This is a genomic window from Streptomyces sp. NPDC020884 (assembly GCF_044333935.1).
Lineage (GTDB): Bacteria > Actinomycetota > Actinomycetes > Streptomycetales > Streptomycetaceae > Streptomyces.
Genome location: NZ_JBIRRY010000005.1, coordinates 326,999 through 342,748, shown reverse-complemented (window position 1 = coordinate 342,748; position 15,750 = coordinate 326,999). Strand labels below are relative to the sequence as shown.

At 69.0% G+C, this 15,750-nt stretch carries 15 protein-coding genes, 2 tRNA genes and 3 pseudogenes; 8 read left to right on the top strand and 12 right to left on the bottom strand.

Annotated features, from left to right (window positions below; all coding sequences use genetic code 11):
- Window positions 1-32: 32 nt before the first annotated feature.
- Entirely contained in the window at window positions 33-287 is a 255-nt protein-coding gene (gene crgA, locus ACH4UK_RS18430) for a cell division protein CrgA (RefSeq protein ID WP_398357457.1), read from the top strand.
- A 295-nt stretch (window positions 288-582) separates the two neighbouring features.
- Here crgA and ACH4UK_RS18425 read toward each other — a convergent pair whose 3' ends face one another.
- Window positions 583-1,485, bottom strand: coding sequence for a rhomboid family intramembrane serine protease (locus ACH4UK_RS18425; RefSeq protein ID WP_398357456.1), 903 nt, complete (start codon window positions 1,483-1,485; stop codon window positions 583-585).
- Between the two features lie 170 nt (window positions 1,486-1,655).
- Entirely contained in the window at window positions 1,656-2,183 is a 528-nt protein-coding gene (locus ACH4UK_RS18420; RefSeq protein ID WP_398357454.1) for a peptidylprolyl isomerase, read from the bottom strand.
- A 282-nt stretch (window positions 2,184-2,465) separates the two neighbouring features.
- On the opposite strand from ACH4UK_RS18420, the gene ACH4UK_RS18415 reads away from it, so the two are divergent.
- The gene (locus ACH4UK_RS18415; protein WP_398357453.1) at window positions 2,466-3,179 is read left to right on the top strand and encodes a DUF5324 family protein; all 714 of its coding nucleotides are present in this window, start codon (window positions 2,466-2,468) and stop codon (window positions 3,177-3,179) included.
- Window positions 3,180-3,309: 130 nt separating this feature from the next.
- Here ACH4UK_RS18415 and ACH4UK_RS18410 read toward each other — a convergent pair whose 3' ends face one another.
- Window positions 3,310-3,894: a TerD family protein gene (locus tag ACH4UK_RS18410; protein WP_274031289.1), complete on the bottom strand. Its 585-nt coding sequence runs from the start codon at window positions 3,892-3,894 to the stop codon at window positions 3,310-3,312.
- A 273-nt stretch (window positions 3,895-4,167) separates the two neighbouring features.
- Window positions 4,168-4,240, bottom strand: a tRNA-Ala gene (locus ACH4UK_RS18405).
- A 179-nt stretch (window positions 4,241-4,419) separates the two neighbouring features.
- On the opposite strand from ACH4UK_RS18405, the gene ACH4UK_RS18400 reads away from it, so the two are divergent.
- Both ACH4UK_RS18400 and ACH4UK_RS18395 read left to right on the top strand, forming a co-directional pair.
- On the top strand, window positions 4,420-4,968 hold the full coding sequence (locus ACH4UK_RS18400; RefSeq protein WP_398357451.1) for a helix-turn-helix domain-containing protein: 549 nt from the start codon (window positions 4,420-4,422) through the stop codon (window positions 4,966-4,968).
- A 136-nt stretch (window positions 4,969-5,104) separates the two neighbouring features.
- Window positions 5,105-6,457: a serine/threonine protein kinase gene (locus ACH4UK_RS18395; RefSeq protein WP_398357449.1), complete on the top strand. Its 1,353-nt coding sequence runs from the start codon at window positions 5,105-5,107 to the stop codon at window positions 6,455-6,457.
- A gap of 80 nt (window positions 6,458-6,537) precedes the next feature.
- Here ACH4UK_RS18395 and ACH4UK_RS18390 read toward each other — a convergent pair whose 3' ends face one another.
- The 3 genes from ACH4UK_RS18390 to ACH4UK_RS18380 all read right to left on the bottom strand — a co-directional run bounded on the left by ACH4UK_RS18390 (window position 6,538) and on the right by ACH4UK_RS18380 (window position 8,305).
- A complete protein-coding gene (locus ACH4UK_RS18390; protein WP_398357448.1) occupies window positions 6,538-7,872 on the bottom strand; it encodes a hypothetical protein in 1,335 nt (444 codons plus the stop codon).
- Window positions 7,873-7,891: 19 nt separating this feature from the next.
- A complete protein-coding gene (locus ACH4UK_RS18385; protein ID WP_398357446.1) occupies window positions 7,892-8,032 on the bottom strand; it encodes a hypothetical protein in 141 nt (46 codons plus the stop codon).
- A gap of 138 nt (window positions 8,033-8,170) precedes the next feature.
- The gene (locus tag ACH4UK_RS18380) at window positions 8,171-8,305 is read right to left on the bottom strand and encodes a DLW-39 family protein (RefSeq protein ID WP_003958712.1); all 135 of its coding nucleotides are present in this window, start codon (window positions 8,303-8,305) and stop codon (window positions 8,171-8,173) included.
- A 291-nt stretch (window positions 8,306-8,596) separates the two neighbouring features.
- Between ACH4UK_RS18380 and ACH4UK_RS18375 the strand changes: the two genes are divergently transcribed.
- Entirely contained in the window at window positions 8,597-8,974 is a 378-nt protein-coding gene (locus tag ACH4UK_RS18375; protein ID WP_398357444.1) for a DUF6344 domain-containing protein, read from the top strand.
- Window positions 8,975-9,108: 134 nt separating this feature from the next.
- On the opposite strand, the pseudogene ACH4UK_RS18370 reads toward ACH4UK_RS18375, so the two are convergent.
- A pseudogene (locus ACH4UK_RS18370) lies at window positions 9,109-9,279 on the bottom strand (amidohydrolase); the annotation flags it as partial.
- Window positions 9,280-9,309: 30 nt separating this feature from the next.
- Between ACH4UK_RS18370 and ACH4UK_RS18365 the strand changes: the two are divergent.
- Window positions 9,310-9,749: pseudogene (locus tag ACH4UK_RS18365) on the top strand (DoxX family protein).
- A gap of 111 nt (window positions 9,750-9,860) precedes the next feature.
- Here ACH4UK_RS18365 and ACH4UK_RS18360 read toward each other — a convergent pair.
- Window positions 9,861-10,192, bottom strand: a pseudogene (locus tag ACH4UK_RS18360) (transposase family protein); the annotation flags it as partial.
- Between the two features lie 391 nt (window positions 10,193-10,583).
- Here ACH4UK_RS18360 and ACH4UK_RS18355 point away from each other — a divergent pair.
- Both ACH4UK_RS18355 and ACH4UK_RS18350 read left to right on the top strand, forming a co-directional pair.
- Entirely contained in the window at window positions 10,584-11,159 is a 576-nt protein-coding gene (locus ACH4UK_RS18355; protein WP_398357443.1) for a hypothetical protein, read from the top strand.
- A 93-nt stretch (window positions 11,160-11,252) separates the two neighbouring features.
- Window positions 11,253-11,744 carry a hypothetical protein gene (locus ACH4UK_RS18350; protein ID WP_398357441.1) on the top strand — a complete coding sequence of 164 codons (492 nt, stop codon included), beginning with the start codon at window positions 11,253-11,255 and terminating at the stop codon, window positions 11,742-11,744.
- Window positions 11,745-12,243: 499 nt separating this feature from the next.
- Here the strand turns inward: ACH4UK_RS18350 and ACH4UK_RS18345 are convergent.
- The 3 genes from ACH4UK_RS18345 to gyrA all read right to left on the bottom strand — a co-directional run bounded on the left by ACH4UK_RS18345 (window position 12,244) and on the right by gyrA (window position 15,745).
- Window positions 12,244-12,317 (bottom strand) — tRNA-Ile (locus ACH4UK_RS18345).
- Window positions 12,318-12,388: 71 nt separating this feature from the next.
- A complete protein-coding gene (locus ACH4UK_RS18340) occupies window positions 12,389-13,012 on the bottom strand; it encodes a DUF3566 domain-containing protein (RefSeq protein ID WP_398357439.1) in 624 nt (207 codons plus the stop codon).
- 93 nt (window positions 13,013-13,105) lie between these two features.
- Complete coding sequence (gene gyrA / locus ACH4UK_RS18335) at window positions 13,106-15,745, bottom strand: DNA gyrase subunit A (protein WP_398357438.1); 2,640 nt, start codon at window positions 15,743-15,745, stop codon at window positions 13,106-13,108.
- Window positions 15,746-15,750: the final 5 nt, after the last annotated feature.

Genomic DNA, 15,750 nt, shown 5'->3' with positions numbered 1-15,750 from the left:
GGTCACGCAGCGCATCGACAGGAGAGTCCCTCGTGCCGAAGTCACGTATCCGCAAGAAGGCCGACTTCACGCCGCCCGCGGCGAAGCAGGCAACGAACATAAAGCTGACCAACCGCAGTTGGGTTGCGCCGGTGATGCTGGCCCTGTTCCTCATCGGGCTGGCCTGGATCGTGGTGTTCTACGTGACCGAAGGTGATCTGCCGGTCGACGCCCTGGGCAACTGGAACATCGTGGTCGGCTTCGGCTTCATCGCCGGCGGCTTCGCCGTGTCGACGCAGTGGAAGTGACGGACCTCCTCCGCGCAAGCCTTGCCCTGAGTTACCCACAGAGTTATCCACAGTCGGGGGAAAAGGTCAGACGATCTGTGGATAACCTCCACTCAAGTTGACGCCGGTGTGACTGCAGCCTCCCTCACCGAGGGGGGCTGCACCCCGTTATTCAGGCGGAAAGACCCAGCTCAGCGACAAGGGGAACAGCTGTTCCTCTTGCCATGCACAAGATTCTCCGCACACTGTGGACAACTTCGGTCCGCCTGGGGGTGGAGGGCCTCGTTCCGCTCGGGCTCCGGCCCCAGGGCGCCGCTCAGGTGAGGGACATCGTCCGGGCGATGATGATCCCGACGGTCGCCAGCAGGACGAGCGCACAGGTGCCGGTCTGCACCGCCGTACGGCGCTCACGCGGGGCGTGGACCATGCCGACCGCGATGATGACGCCCGCGATCAGACCGCCGACGTGCGCCTCCCAGGCGATGCCGCCCCAGGTGAAGGTGAAGACCAGGTTCAGCGCCAGCAGCACGAACACCGGACGCATGTCGTGGTTCATCCGGCGCATCAGGACGGCGGTGGCGCCCAGCAGGCCGAACACCGCACCGGAGGCACCCAGCGAACCCTGGTTGGGCGCGGCGATCAGATACGTGAGGGCGCTGCCCGCGAAACCGGACAGCAGATACAGCGCGAGATAGCGGGCGCGGCCGAGCGCGGCCTCCAGCGGCCCGCCGAGCCACCACAGCCCCAGCATGTTGAACCCGATGTGCATGACCTCCTGGTGCAGGAACATCGAGGTCAGCAGGCGATACCACTGGCCTTCGGCCACGCCTTCGATGGATCCCGGCGGCGGGCTCGGGTCCCAGGCCCGCCCGAGCAGCGTCAGATCGTTCACCAGGGCGGGGCGCACGGCGACCAGCAGGAAGACGGCGAGATTGATGCCGAGCAGGATCTTGGTGACCAGGCGCGGATCGGCGGCCACCGAGCCGCCCGCCAGCGTCCGCGGCCGGCTGGCCGCCGGGTGGTGCCCGGTGCCCGAGCCCTGCCGTACGCAGTCGGGGCACTGGAAGCCGACCGAGGCGCTCACCATGCACTCGGGGCAGATGGGCCGCTCGCAACGCGTACAGCTGATGCCGGTCCCGCGGTCGGGGTGGCGGTAGCAGGTCGGTGTCGGCACACCGCTTCCCGCGGCGGCACGGTCCCCCGGCGGCTGCTGGTCCATCGGTCCTGGCCTGCCTCTCGGTCCTCGTCGCTCGGGCGGCGCGGACAGGGCCGCCCCGCTGGTCCGCTATGTATCACTACGGACGGGCAGGGCGGTTGGTTCCCGCGAAGGGGGCGTCCGACGAGGTCTGCCGCGGAGGTCTGCGGCGGGGTCCGGCGGGGAACGGGCCGTCAGCGGGTCTCGACGACCACGGACTCGATCACCACGTCCTGCACCGGACGGTCGGTGCGCGGGTTGGTCGGGGCGGCCGCGATGGCGTCGACGACCTTGCGGCCCGCCTCGTCGGCCACCTCGCCGAAGATGGTGTGCTTGCCGGTCAGCCAGGCGGTGGGGGACACGGTCAGGAAGAACTGCGAGCCGTTCGTCCCCGGGCCCGCGTTCGCCATGGCCAGCAGATACGGCTGGGTGAAGCCCAGCTCCGGGTGGAACTCGTCGGCGAACTTGTAGCCGGGGCCGCCGGTGCCGTTGCCCAGCGGGTCGCCGCCCTGGATCATGAAACCGCTGATGACGCGGTGGAAGACGGTGCCGTCGTACAGCCGGTCCGTGGATTTCTCGCCGGTCTCCGGATTGACCCACTCACGCTGCCCGGTGGCCAGCTCGACGAAGTTCCTGACCGTCTTGGGGGCGTGGTTCGGCAGGAGCCGGATCTCGATGTCGCCCTGACTGGTCTTCAAGGTGGCGTAAAGCTGCTCGGCCACGATCTGCCTTCCTTCGTCCTTCGCCTGCCGTCAAATCCTTCGCTGACGTCCGCCGATCCTCCCACGGAGCCGGGAAATGTACGGCCGGATGCAGGGCGAAACGGCGCGTTCGGCACCGAACCATGGCATTGTCGTCGGCACACTTCACATGTGCCGTTTTGACCGCAAATGACGATCATGACCCGGATGCCCGCCCCGCATGCCGGGCATGGCCGCAACAGGCATGATTTCGAACTGGGCGGACAGGCGGAGTACCTACCCGCCACCAAGGAGGAGGATCCCGTGACCCGCATCGACAGCGTGCGCGCCGCAACCGACTCGGCGAAGGACAGCGCGCAGCACGCCGCGGAAGTGGTGGCGCCCTACGCCGACACGGCCAAGGAGCAGGCGGCCCACTACGCGCACGAGGCGCGCGTACGGCTCGCACCCAAGGTGACGAAGGCGGCCCAGCAGGCCCGTGTCCAGTACGCGTCCCACCTCGCACCTCGCCTCGAACAGGCCCGTACGCATGTGCCGCCCCGGGTGGACGACGCCGCCCAGCGCGCGGCGTCGTCCACCCGGAAGGCGGCACGCAGCGCCGCCGACTACACCGCACCCCGCGTCGAGCACGCACGGGCGGTGGCCCAGCCCATCGCCGAGCAGGCTTCCGCCCGCAGCGCGGCCGCCCTGGCGGCGCTGCGCACCCAGGTGACGGCCAAGGAGATCCAGAAGCTGGCCAGGAAGCACCGGCGACGGGCCAAGGCCGGCCGGGCCGCGAAGGGGGTCCTGGTGCTGGGCGTCCTGGCGGGCGGCGCGTATGCCGCCTGGTGCTGGTGGGACAAGCAGGCCAACCCGGACTGGCTGGTGGAGCCGCCCGTCGCCACCGAGGTCGGCGACGAGCGGTCGCCGCTCAGCTCGGTCGACGGCAGCGAGCGGGCCGACCTCGACCCCGAGGTCAAGGCCAAGCAGGCCGAGTCGGACGAGGGAGGCACCCCCGGCCTCGACGACCGGCCCTGACCCGGGCCGGCGGGCAGAGGCCCGTGCGCACTTCCTGACAACACGAACGCGGCTGCGGTGACCGCCCAGGCGGTCACCGCAGCCGCGTTTCGTGCTGCCACCCCGGGCCGCCGGCCCGGAACGACCGGACCTACCGGCTCACGGCGAAGCGCATCAGAGCCTGCTCGTCGCCCTGCTTGATCTTCCCGGTCTCGTTGATCACCTGGAGCTTCCAGCCCGCGCCCTCGCGGATCGCCTTGGCCACGGCGACGCCGTTGTCCTGGGTCAGCATGCTCGGCCAGATGTCGGCGACCTGCTGCGTGCTGCCGCCCGTCGCGTCGTACACCTTGAAGCTGATGTTGCGCGCGTTGCTGAACGCGCTGCGCTTCTTGTACGCGGCCGCGATGAAGACGATCGACGTGATGTTCGAAGGAATCTTGGCGAACTCGACGGTCACCGTCTCGTCGTCGCCGTCCCCGTGCCCGGTCTGGTTGTCCCCGCTGTGCACCAGCGAGCCGTTGCCCAGCGGGTCCAGGGAGTCCAGCCCGGCCAGCCGCACCGGGTCCCCGCCCTGCAGCGCGATGGCGATCAGGTCGAGGTCCGTGCCGGCCTTCTGCCGGATCTTCCCCATCAGGCCGCCGCTGCTTCCGACGGTCGGGTCCCAGGACGCCCCGATGGACAGGTGGGTCACCCCGCCGAGGTCCGCCGGGCCGTCTTCCTTCGTCAACGTGATCATGCCTGAGTCCTTTTGTGGCTCGACTGTTTACGTATGAAGTGTGCCTGGTGCCTCCGGCACACGGCCCCGGAGGAAACGAGATAGTTCCGGATCGTACGAGATCGAGGCCCCGGACAGCGGCGATACGGAGGCGGCGCGTGGGTGCGTACGGACCGGCCATGGCCCCGACCGCGATCCGCGGTACCGGCGGGGGAAACCCGACGAGGCCGGCCGCGCGGGAGAACAGAAGAACCCCCTGACCATGTTTCCTCAGGTCAGAGGGTTCTCACTATGTGGAGCCTAGGAGATTCGAACTCCTGACATCTGCCTTGCAAAGGCAGCGCTCTACCAACTGAGCTAAGGCCCCGGGCCACAACGAATGAGGGCAACGCCCAGCACATCCGCGCCAGGGCTACCGTCGCAGACCAGAGTACCGGGTGACCCCCGCAATCCTGCAAAAGGGATAGGGGCTCCCCGTGGACGACCACTCTCCGTAAGATGCTCGCAAGGTTCGCAGCAGCGAAGCCGCAGCCAAGGGGAGACGCCATGGACGCAGCGCAACAAGAGGCGACGGCAAGAGCCAGAGACCTTCAACGCAGTTGGTACGGGGAGCCGTTGGGGGCGCTCTTCCGTCGACTGATCGATGATCTCGGCCTGAACCAGGCCCGGCTGGCCGCTGTTCTCGGGCTTTCCGCCCCGATGCTCTCCCAACTGATGAGCGGCCAGCGGGCCAAGATCGGGAACCCTGCGGTGGTCCAGCGCGTCCAGGCCCTCCAGGAGCTGGCGAGCCAGGTGGCCGACGGCAGCGTCAGCGCGGGCGAGGCCACCGACCGCATGGAGGAGATCAAGAAGTCGCAGGGCGGGTCGGTCCTGACCGCCACCGGCCAGACCACCTCCACCGGCGGCGCTCCCACCGTCCGCCGTGTGGTGCGCGAGATCCAGTCCCTGTTGCGGTCGGTCGCGGCGGCCGGCGACATCATCGATGCGTCGGACGCTCTCGCCCCGACCCACCCGGAGCTGGCAGAGTTCCTCAAGGTGTACGGAGCGGGACGCACCGCGGACGCGGTCGCGCACTACGAGGGGCACCAGAGCTGACGGCTCGGGACACGACGGACGACGGAGCCAGGGCAGGCGCGCCGCGCAGCGCCCTGGTACCGGCAGGACACGGGGGCCGGACACGGGCCGCGGCAGAAGCCGCGGCACCACAGGAACGGGGAGCGGGCGCAGCACAATGGGTGAGGTCTTCGCTGGTCGGTACGAACTGATCGATCCGATCGGACGCGGTGGGGTCGGCGCCGTCTGGCGGGCCTGGGACCACCGCCGCCGCAGGTACGTCGCGGCCAAGGTGCTCCAGCAGAGCGACGCGCACACGCTGCTGCGCTTCGTCCGCGAGCAGGCCCTGCGCATCGAGCACCCGCACGTGCTGGCCCCGGCCAGTTGGGCCGCCGACGACGACAAGGTCCTGTTCACCATGGACCTGGTGAGCGGTGGCTCACTCGCCCATGTCATAGGCGATTACGGTCCGTTGCCCACACGCTTCGTCTGCCTGCTGCTGGACCAGCTGCTCTCCGGCCTCTCCACCGTGCACGCCGAGGGTGTGGTGCACCGCGACATCAAGCCCGCCAACATCCTGATGGAGGCGACCGGAACGGGCCGTCCGCATCTGCGCCTCTCCGACTTCGGCATCTCGATGCGCAAGGGCGAGCCCCGGCTGACCGAGACCAACTACGTGGTCGGCACGCCCGGTTACTTCGCCCCCGAGCAGATGATGGGCGCCGAGCCCGACTTCCCCGCGGACCTCTTCGCGGTCGGCCTGGTCGCGCTCTACCTCCTCCAGGGCCGGAAGCCCGACTCCCAGGCGCTGGTGGAGCACTTCGCCGCGCACGGTACCCCGAGCGCCCCCAACGGCATTCCCGAGCCGTTGTGGCAGGTTCTCGCCGGTCTGCTCCAGCCCGACCCGCACGCCAGGTTCCGGACCGCGACGGGCGCGCGCAAGGCCCTGACCGCGGCGGTCGAGATGCTGCCCGAACCCGGCCCGGACGACGAGTCGGTGGAAGTGTTCGATCAGATCGGGCCACTGCCGGCGGGATTCGGCCCCGACGGGCCCGTCACCGCCCCTCAGCCGCCCGGGGAGCCCGCACCCGGCCCCGGAGCCGTACCGGTCCCGGGAGCCGCGCAGCCGTCCGGTCAGCAGGCCCCCACGCCGCCCCCCGTCGCGATGTCGCAGACGGGCAGCTTCCATCTCGCGCCCCCGCCCATGGCCTCGCCGCCACAGCAACAGCCCTACCCGCAGCCGGGGTTCCAGCAGCCGCCGACCCCGGTGGACCCGCCGCTCCCGTACGCGGCCGGCGCGCCGGACCCCTCCCGGGCGCCGACCTCCGGCGTGCCGCACGATCCCGCCGCCACCCGCGCCTACACCTCCCAGCAGCACGCGCCGGCGCCCGGCGGCCCGGTGCAGCACGCCGCGTCCCACGTCCCCGTACGGCGAACGCGTCCGGGACCGCCCCCGAAGGTGGCGGTCCCGGTGCTGGTGGTGGCGCTGATCTGCTTCGCGGTCGGGATCTGGGCCCTGACCCAGGTCTGACGTCCCCGCGCCGACGGCGGCCGCCGAGGCGGGCGGGTCGGCGGGGCGGCGGGTCGGCGCGGGGACGCCGCCGGGCCGGACTACCAGCCCTGCGGCGGCTGATGGCCTCCGGCGGGCGGGAATTCGGCGGCCGGGGCTCCGGCGGCGCGGCGGCGGGCCAGCAGCGTCCAGACGCCCAGCCCGAGCACCAGCACGGAACCCGTGCCGATCCCGGCCGTGGCGACCACCTTCATGGGGCCGCTCTTCGCGGCCTGCCCGGCGTTCTGCCCCTTCCGGGCCACTTCCCGGTCCTGGTCGGTGACGCCGAAGACCCCGGCGTCACCCTCGTACGGGGACTCACCGGCCGTGTTCTTCACCTGGACCGCCAGCTCGAAGGGGATCGGCTCGGCGCCGTAGAACTCCTTCAGCTTCGGGCTCAGGGTCACCGACAGGTAGTACCAGCCCGCGAAGCGCATGGCGCTGACCTGGGTCGAGGAGGCGAACCGGTTGCGGTAGGCGACCGGCGGCAGCGGCCGCAGCGAGGCGGACGCGGGCCCTCCGGAGTACGAGAGCGTGGCTTCGGAGACATGCCCCTGGGCCGGGTTGTCCAGCGACAGGTTGAGCGCGTTGCCCACGAAGTCCGTAGCGCCTGACGTGCTGTTGGAGAGCCCGGCGGTGGCGTGGATCTGCTGGCCCCAGCCCACCGGCACCCGGTAGAAGCGGGTCTGGCCGGGAGCGACGGTGTCCTGCCAGCGGCCGCCCTCCAGGCTGGTGGCCTCGGAGTACCCGGCCCCGCCGGACCGCTTCTGCTGCTTCCCGGTCAGCGGCTTCGCCGAGGCCGACGGCCAGCTTTCGGGCGCGTCGGTCGGCATGGACGGCCCGCTCTTCAGCTGCGGCTCCTGGAGGAAGCGCAACTCCAGGTCCCAGGTCTCGGTGTCGGCCGCCGATTTGGTCTCGCGCTCGACGAGGACGTCGTAGGGGCCGCTCTCCTGGCAGGTGGTGCCGCCCTCCTTGACGGTCCGGGAGGCGTACGCGGCGATCGGACGGGCGTACTCGCCCGAGCCGAAGACCGCCTGCTCCGAGCTGCACCGGGTGTCGTCGGCTTCCCGGAGGCTGACGGTGATGCCGTCGCCGTAGGCGACCTCGCCGCTGTCGCCCGGCACCGCGACGGCCGAGACGTAGGCGGCGGAGACGTCGTCCAGCACGACCCGGTAGTAGAGCTTCTCGCCGGGCCTGATCGTGCTGCGGTAGGGGACGCCCTCGTCCAGCTCGGAGGCCTCGACGTTCGCCATCGCCCCCTGCACCTTCTTCGCCCCGGCGTCGAACGCGTACGTCCCGGGCCCGGCCGCGTGCGCCTGCCCCGGCAGCACCGCCACCGCGCACATCGCCGCGAGTGCCGCGGCCACCACCCGGCCCCTGTTGCGCTGCCTCTTCACGCGCTTCCCCTCGTCGTCCTCACGCGCCGGCGTCCGTCGACCGCCCGGCCGCGATGCCGGTCCATCCTGCCCCGCCCGCACCGCTGTTGTCTCCGGCCACGGCCGGATTACCCCTCTTGTCCGCGTTCCCGCCCTCGCCGACGCCAAGACGGAGGTTCACTTGAGTAATTTATTCATTTGCTCAAGTGAACTCAAGAGGCGCGGGCAGCACAAAGGGCCCGCACGCCGGCGAACGGGCCCCGAACAGCACGAAGCCCCGGCCGCTCAGCGACCGGGGCCCGTAACAGACTGTGCCGTCTCACACACCCGAACCTGCGGGCACGGAGTCGGTCGCCTCCGTCCACAGATCCTGCTCGGCGCGATCCGCCTGGATCTGGCGGTACACGAGGAGCCCGCCGATGGCGGCCAGTGCGACCAGGAGAAGCTTCTTCACCGCGCGACCTCGTCTTTCCTTGGCGTAGGGGCCTTCTGACGCCGACTATACACACCGGCCGATACCGATCGGTGACCTGCCCGGGACCCAAAAGCAGCCCCGTATCGGCGTCCCGAACGACCTCCCGGCACCCCGTTCCGACCGCCCGGAAGGGACTGTCCACCCCGGTTGCACCATACGAGTGGTGTTAATCCGAAGATCGGCGCAGTGCGGGCGTCGCTCCCCGAAAACGCGGCCCGGATCCACATGATCGGAGAAGTCAGCAACCGGACCGTCCGAAAGCGAGGGGCCATGAGCACCTTCCAGCCCAAGAACCTCTGGACCGCCTTCATCACCGCCTTCTTCGCCCTCCTGGCGTCGCTGGGCCTCGCCACCGCCACGGCGAGCACCGCGAACGCCACGAACGCCGCCGCGCAGCCGAGCGCCACGACCCAGGAGCACACGGGCGCCACCGCGGCAACCCCGATCGCCCCCTCGGTCCGATGGACCCTTCCGCGTGACCGGGCCCTTCCGCCCACGATGAAGCAGCGCATCCGCGCCGAGGCCCACGGCTCCTCCCCGGCCACCCGCCACCTGTCGCTCGACCCGGCGGAGACCGCCCGCACGACCGGCCCCGCCGGCTCCCACCACACAGCCCCGGAAGGCGACTCCCCGGCCCCGCCCCCCTGAGCCCGGCGCCACCGCACTCCGGGGCCCCTGGTCCGGTTCACACCGGACGGGGGCCCTTTTCGTGCGCCCGGGACCCTTCGCGTACGCCGGGCCTTTCCGCTGCGCCCGGAGCCGCCCCCGTAAGCCCAGATCCTTCCGCTGCGCCCGGGACCCTTCTCCATCCAGTCGTTGCACGCCCGCCCAACCTCCTTGTCCTTGGCCTCCGCGAACGTCTGCCCACAGAATCGCGGAAAGGTCGGGAAGCAGAGCGAGGCCTCCACATGGTTGATGTCCATATCCGCGAGTCGCGCCTTGCAGCCGGTGCGAGAGCGAGGAGACAAGGGACAAGGGAAACGATCTGGCTCGGCGGCGCCGAGTGGTCTGCCGTCCTCCGCATCGTCCTCGGCCTGTGGTGGTTGGAGAGCTGACGCCACAAGGACAAGAAGGACTGGTTCGCCGGCTGCGGCATCTCGTGGGCCTCGGGCGTCGCTGCGGAGCACCGGTGGCCAGTCGTCCGCCGGGGCTTCGACGTCGTGTGAAGCCACGCCCTCGTTCGGTGGCCTACCTCGTCGCCTACGCCGAGCTGGCAATCGGTTTGGGCCTGATCATCGGTTCCCTGACCCCGATCGCCCTCGTAGGCGGGCTCCTCCTCAACCTGATCCATCTCGTGCTGATGGTCCATGACTGGGGCGAGCAGGGGCAGAACCTGCTGATGGCCTTGATCTCCGCAACCGGACTCTTCGCCATGAGTCGGCAGGTCCGGTCACTGGACAATCTCTTGGACTTATTTATGTAGCCGCGACCTTCGAGCGCGCGTTCGCCGGCTCCGAATCCACCGACGACTCAGGGGGCACCCACGGCTTCCGGCCCTGCTTGGACAACCCCCCGGCGCCCAAGGCGATGGTTGCGAGTAATCAGCCCGGCCGTCGCCCACGCGGTCGCACTCGGCGAGCGTCCCGTCGAGCAGTACATACTCCGGTTCATGCTCACGCAGGACCTTCAGCGGGCCGGGCACCCAAGCGGCCAGGAGGTCGATCACCGCGGCGATTCAGGTGTGGGCGGTGCCGATCGAGACACCGAAGCCGGCAGCCATTTGCGCGAGAGTGTCGCGTTTGCGCAGGTACACGAGACCGACGAGCACGCGCTGGTCCGGCAGGAGCTTTAGCGGCGGCCACCCTCGCAGGCGACCCACTCGACCAACCCATGAGCCAGGTCAAGTGCGGCAGGATGAAGAACCAACGAGGCACCTACACCGATGAGTTGAGACTTCGAGCATCTCCCTAACGGCCTGGATTCCTCGCGCGTTGCACTCTCACCACCACCTCACCGCAGCCACTCCAAGAACACTCAATGGTGAAAGGAAATATGCGGAACCATTCCATCCGCTCTCGAATCAACTACTTCCACTTGACTCACCATGAACCTCAAATCTTGCTCAGATCAAGGAAATTCCCTTCCGGCGGCGGACGCAAGACCTTAAGTTCTCATTCTGTCCGCTCCCGACAGGGGAGCGATAACTAGGGGGAAGAGCATCAAGGTTAAAAGGGGAGCACTCAGCACCGCAGTCGCGCTGGCAGTCGTCACCGGGCTCGGCACACCTGCACTTGCCGCCACCGCCGTCGCCGCGCCCGTGAGCGCCATCGCTCCGGGCAGCGCTGCACCGGCTGATGACGGACCCATCGAAGGCGAGCCCGTTGAGGGCGAGTACGACGAGGACCTGCCGATTCCGGGTGAGCCGCCGGAGATCAAGTTCCCGGACGACGAGCCGGACACGCCGGACGGACTGGAGTGCAAGCCCGGCTGGTTCTTCAAGATAACCAAGAACAAGAAGAACACGATGTCCGTCAAATACCGGACGTTCGTCGAGAACAAGAAGAGCTACGCCGTCGACTTCAAGTTCACTTCCAAGAAGTCAGGAACGACCGAGGTAGGCGCTTCGGTGACCATCAGCGCCGATATCGGCGTCAAGATTCTGGGGTCGATCAAGGCCGAGGTTCAGGCCAACGCCAAGAAGAGCTGGACCTCGGAAATCGGCATTGAGGCCTATGGCAAGGTGAAAGCGAAGTCCACCGTAAAGGGAGATTACGGTATCAGCAAGGAGAACATTTACGGCTACAAGTACCATCGCGGCAGCGCCTGCCAGAAGAGCAACAAGCAGTACATGACGGCCTGGGCGCCCTACCGCGAGGGCTGGGTCATCAACTAGGTCCAGAGAGCAGGGGGGCCGCCCCTCAGCCCGTCCGCTGCCCGGTCCTGACGTACAGGGCCGGGCAGTCCGTCGCACTCCGAGGAGTACACCTTGCGCCGACGCATTCTCACCGCAGCCGCCCCGCTGGCCGCCGTCCTTCTGGTCGGTGGCTGCAGCGGTTCCGCCAACACCGGCACCCCTGAGGGCGCCGGCTCGAAGACCACCCTCACGGCAAGTGGATCCCCCGCGTCCCCGACCTCATCGCCCTCCGCGGGCGGCGCGTCCGCACCTGGGTTGGAATACCCGGAGAAGGCGCAGGCACTGGTACCGGAGACCTCCGGCGCCGGAAACAAGAACCTTCCCGAGTTCACGCCCGCCGAGGAGACCTACACCATCTACGCGGACTGCACGGGGAAGGGCTCGGTCACCGTCACGGACCGGGACAACCCGGACGGGGAACCTCATCCGATCGCCTGCGACGACGTGCCGACCGTAGGCGTCATCCACACGGAGACCGTGCCCCAGCGCCTCACAGTCAAGGTCACCGGCGGGGCGGCACAGTGGGTGATCGCCATCGTCGCGGGCGACCAGCGGCCCGTCTGACCGGTAACGGTCGCGGCAGTCCTCCTGGGTGCACTGGACGACTTACGCAATGGAGCAGAACCGCACCAAGGCCGAGCTCTTGACCCGCTGCGACAGTGCCAAGCTGAGCGCGTATGAGACCTACGTCGACACTCTCCTTCCGCGAGATCAACGCGTTCGCACTCCGAGGTCGATCCGGCACTGCTCGCGGCAGGACGCGCCCCGGCTCCAGACGCCTCGTAGAGGGCCCGTACAGGCCCGCACAGGCCCCAACTGCCACCTTGAGCCAAGAGGGGCAACCGTCAACGTCGCGCCCCTGAGCCACAGGTGAGGCGCTGCCGTCCGCATGGACGGACCGTCCGGGGGAGAGCCTGGGAGAAAGCGGGGAGACGATCACGTCCGCCTGGTCCCGCCCGCACCGATCCAACCCAACGCGTCCCAAGACCACGACCTACCGCAGAAACGCCGAGAGGACCCTCCCCACCTGGGGGAAGGCCCTCTCAACACTTGCTACGCACTGTGGGGCTAACAGGATTTGAACCTGTGGCCTCATCCTTATCAGGGATGCGCTCTAACCAACTGAGCTATAGCCCCGCCGCGCTGTCGCGCTGACTTCTGAAGATTAGCGCACGTCGGGGCCAGTCCCAAAATCGATACTCGGCGCGCTACTCGTCCTCGGCCAGCGTGAGCTCCACGCCGCCCACGAAGCCCGCCGAGAGGTTGTAGATGAAGGCGCCCAGCGTCGCCAGCGCGGTGGCCAGCACCACATCGATCACGGCGATGACCGAGGTGAAGATGAGCACGCGCGGTAGCGACAGGAACGACTGCAGATCGAAGCCGTTGCTCTCGTTCGAGCCGGTGGCCTCGCTGATCGTGCCGCCGACGGTCTCGAAGACGCCCATCGCGTCCATGACCATCCACAGCACCGCCGACGCCACCACCGTGCAGATGCCCAGCGCGATGGACAGCAGGAAGCTGACCTTCATCACCGACCACGGATCGGCCTTGGCCACCCGCAGACGGGCCTTGCGGGTCCGCGGAGTGGTCCGCGCCCCCGTGCGCGGTTTGCGCGTCGCCTGGGCGCCGGCCGCGCCCTGCGCACCGCCCAGGGTGCCGCCGACCGGCTGTCCGGGGCGCTGCTGGCCGCCCTGGGTGCCGCCACCGGGCGCCTGGTACGCCTGGGGCGGGTGGTACGGCCCAGAAGGCCCCGGTGCGGGCTCACGCTCGCCGGGCAGCGGCCCGGTCGCGTAACCCTCGTACTGGGGCTGAGGCCCTCGTGTGTCCGTCACAGTGCCCCCTTGGGAGTCCGTGGCAGGGCCACGGGCACCGTTCGCGCCGGCTCCGGAAGCGGCCGAACCGGCGCCCGTGGCTCCACTCACGCTCTACTCCTCGTGCTCCCCGGTCGAAGGCTCCGTGCCCTCGACAGTGCCCTCTGTCACGCCCTCGGCGTGGACCTCGGCCATCTCGCCATCAGCATCATCGGCCCCATCGACCTCTTCCGCCTCACGGCCGGCCTCGGCATTGCGCGCGATGCCGACGACGGCGTCGCGCTTGCCCAGATTGATCAGTTGGACGCCCATGGTGTCACGGCCCGTCTCCCTGACTTCATTGACTCGCGTGCGAATCACACCACCGCCGAGCGTGATGGCGAGAATCTCGTCGGTCTCCTCGACCACCAGCGCACCGACGAGCGATCCACGGTCCTCCACGATCTTGGCGGCCTTGATACCGAGGCCGCCACGGCCCTGGACGCGGTACTCGTCGACGGGAGTCCGCTTCGCGTACCCGCCGTCGGTGGCAGTGAACACGAACGTACCGGGCCGGACGACATTCATCGAGAGCAGTTCGTCGCCCTCGCGGAAACTCATCCCCTTGACGCCCGAGGTGGCACGGCCCATCGGGCGCAGCGCGTCGTCCGTCGCGGTGAACCGGATCGACTGGGCCTTCTTGCTGATGAGCAGCAGATCGTCCTCGGCCGACACCAGCTCGGCGCCGATCAGCTCGTCGTCGCCGCCGTCCGGCATCTCGCGCAGGTTGATCGCGATGACCCCGCCCGAGCGCGGCGAGTCGTAGTCCTTGAGCGCGGTCTTCTTCACCAGACCGCCCTTCGTCGCCAGGATCAGGTACGGCACGGCCTCGTAGTCGCGGATCGCCAGGATCTGGGCGATCTTCTCGTCCGGCTGGAAGGCCAGCAGGTTGGCAACGTGCTGGCCGCGCGCGTCCCGGCCGGCGTCCGGGAGCTCGTAGGCCTTGGCCCGGTAGACCCGGCCCTTGTTCGTGAAGAACAGCAGCCAGTGGTGGGTCGTCGAGACGAAGAAGTGGTCGACGATGTCGTCTTCCCGGAGCTTCGTCCCGCGCACGCCCTTGCCGCCGCGCTTCTGCGAGCGGTAGTCGTCCGTCTTCGTGCGCTTCACATAACCGCTGCGGGAGATCGTGACGACGATGTCCTCCTCGGCGATCAGGTCCTCGATGGACATGTCACCGTCGAAGGGCACCAGCTGGGAGCGCCGGTCGTCGCCGAACTTGTCGACGATCGCCGCCAGCTCCTCGCTGACGATGGTGCGCTGCTTGGCGGGCGAGGCCAGGATCGCGTTGTACTCGTTGATCTTCGCCTGGAGCTCGTCGTGCTCGGCGGTGATCTTCTGGTGCTCCAGCGCGGCCAGCCGGCGCAGCTGCATCTCCAGGATCGCGTTCGCCTGGAGCTCGTCGATCTCCAGCAGGCCCATCAGGCCCTCGCGCGCGATGTCCACCGTGTTGCTGCGCCGGATGAGGGCGATGACCTCGTCGATGGCGTTCAGGGCCTTGAGGAGGCCGCGCAGGATGTGCGCCCGCTCCTCGGCCTTGCGCAGCCGGAACTTCGTCCGCCGGACGATGACCTCGATCTGGTGCGTCACCCAGTGCCGGATGAACGCGTCGATCGACAGCGTGCGCGGCACCCCGTCGACGAGCGCCAGCATGTTCGCGCCGAAGTTCGTCTGGAGGTCGGTGTGCTTGTACAGGTTGTTCAGGACGACCTTGGCGACCGCGTCCCGCTTGAGGACGACGACCAGGCGCTGCCCCGTACGCGAGGAGGTCTCGTCGCGGACGTCCGCGATCCCGCCGACCCTGCCGTCCTTGACCAGGTCGGCGATCTTCTGCGCGAGGTTGTCGGGGTTGGTCTGGTACGGAAGCTCCGTGACGACCAGGCACTGGCGGCCCTGGATCTCCTCGACCGCGACGACCGCGCGCATCGTGATGGAGCCACGGCCGGTGCGGTACGCCTCCTCGATGCCCTTGCGGCCCACGACCAGCGCGCCGGTGGGGAAGTCGGGGCCCTTGATGCGCTCGATCAGCGCGTCCAGCAGTTCCTCGTGCGAGGCCTCGGGGTGCTCCAGATACCACTGGGCGCCGGAGGCGACCTCGCGGAGGTTGTGCGGCGGGATGTTGGTCGCCATGCCGACCGCGATGCCCGCGGAGCCGTTGACCAGCAGGTTCGGGAAGCGCGCCGGCAGGACCGTCGGCTCCTGGTTGCGGCCGTCGTAGTTGTCCTGGAAGTCGACGGTCTCCTCGTCGATGTCCCGGACCATCTCCATGGACAGCGGCATCATCTTGCACTCGGTGTACCGCATGGCGGCGGCCGGGTCGTTGCCCGGAGAACCGAAGTTGCCGTTGGAGTCCACCAGCGGCATGCGCATCGACCAGTGCTGCGCGAGGCGCACCAGGGCGTCGTAGATGGAGGAGTCGCCGTGCGGGTGGTACGTGCCCATGACGTCGCCGACGACGCGGGCGCACTTGTAGAAGCCCTTCTCGGGGCGGTAGCCGCCGTCGTACATCGCGTACAGCACCCGGCGGTGGACGGGCTTGAGGCCGTCCCGTACGTCGGGCAGCGCACGCGAGACGATGACGGACATCGCGTAGTCGAGGTAGGAGCGCTGCATCTCCGTCTCGAGCCCGACGGGCTCGACACGCATGCCGACACCGGGGACGGTGTCTTCCTCGGGCGTCACGGGTTCAGGTGTCACAGGGGTGTTCTCGTCGGCCATTGCTG

Coding starts and splice junctions, on each gene's coding strand:
- ACH4UK_RS18425 (WP_398357456.1), bottom strand. CDS start 1,485: ATGGACCAGCAGCCGCCGGGGGACCGTGCCGCCGCGGGAAGCGGTGTG.
- ACH4UK_RS18410 (WP_274031289.1), bottom strand. CDS start 3,894: ATGATCACGTTGACGAAGGAAGACGGCCCGGCGGACCTCGGCGGGGTG.
- ACH4UK_RS18400 (WP_398357451.1), top strand. CDS start 4,420: ATGGACGCAGCGCAACAAGAGGCGACGGCAAGAGCCAGAGACCTTCAA.
- ACH4UK_RS18395 (WP_398357449.1), top strand. CDS start 5,105: ATGGGTGAGGTCTTCGCTGGTCGGTACGAACTGATCGATCCGATCGGA.
- ACH4UK_RS18375 (WP_398357444.1), top strand. CDS start 8,597: ATGAGCACCTTCCAGCCCAAGAACCTCTGGACCGCCTTCATCACCGCC.
- gyrA (WP_398357438.1), bottom strand. CDS start 15,745: ATGGCCGACGAGAACACCCCTGTGACACCTGAACCCGTGACGCCCGAG.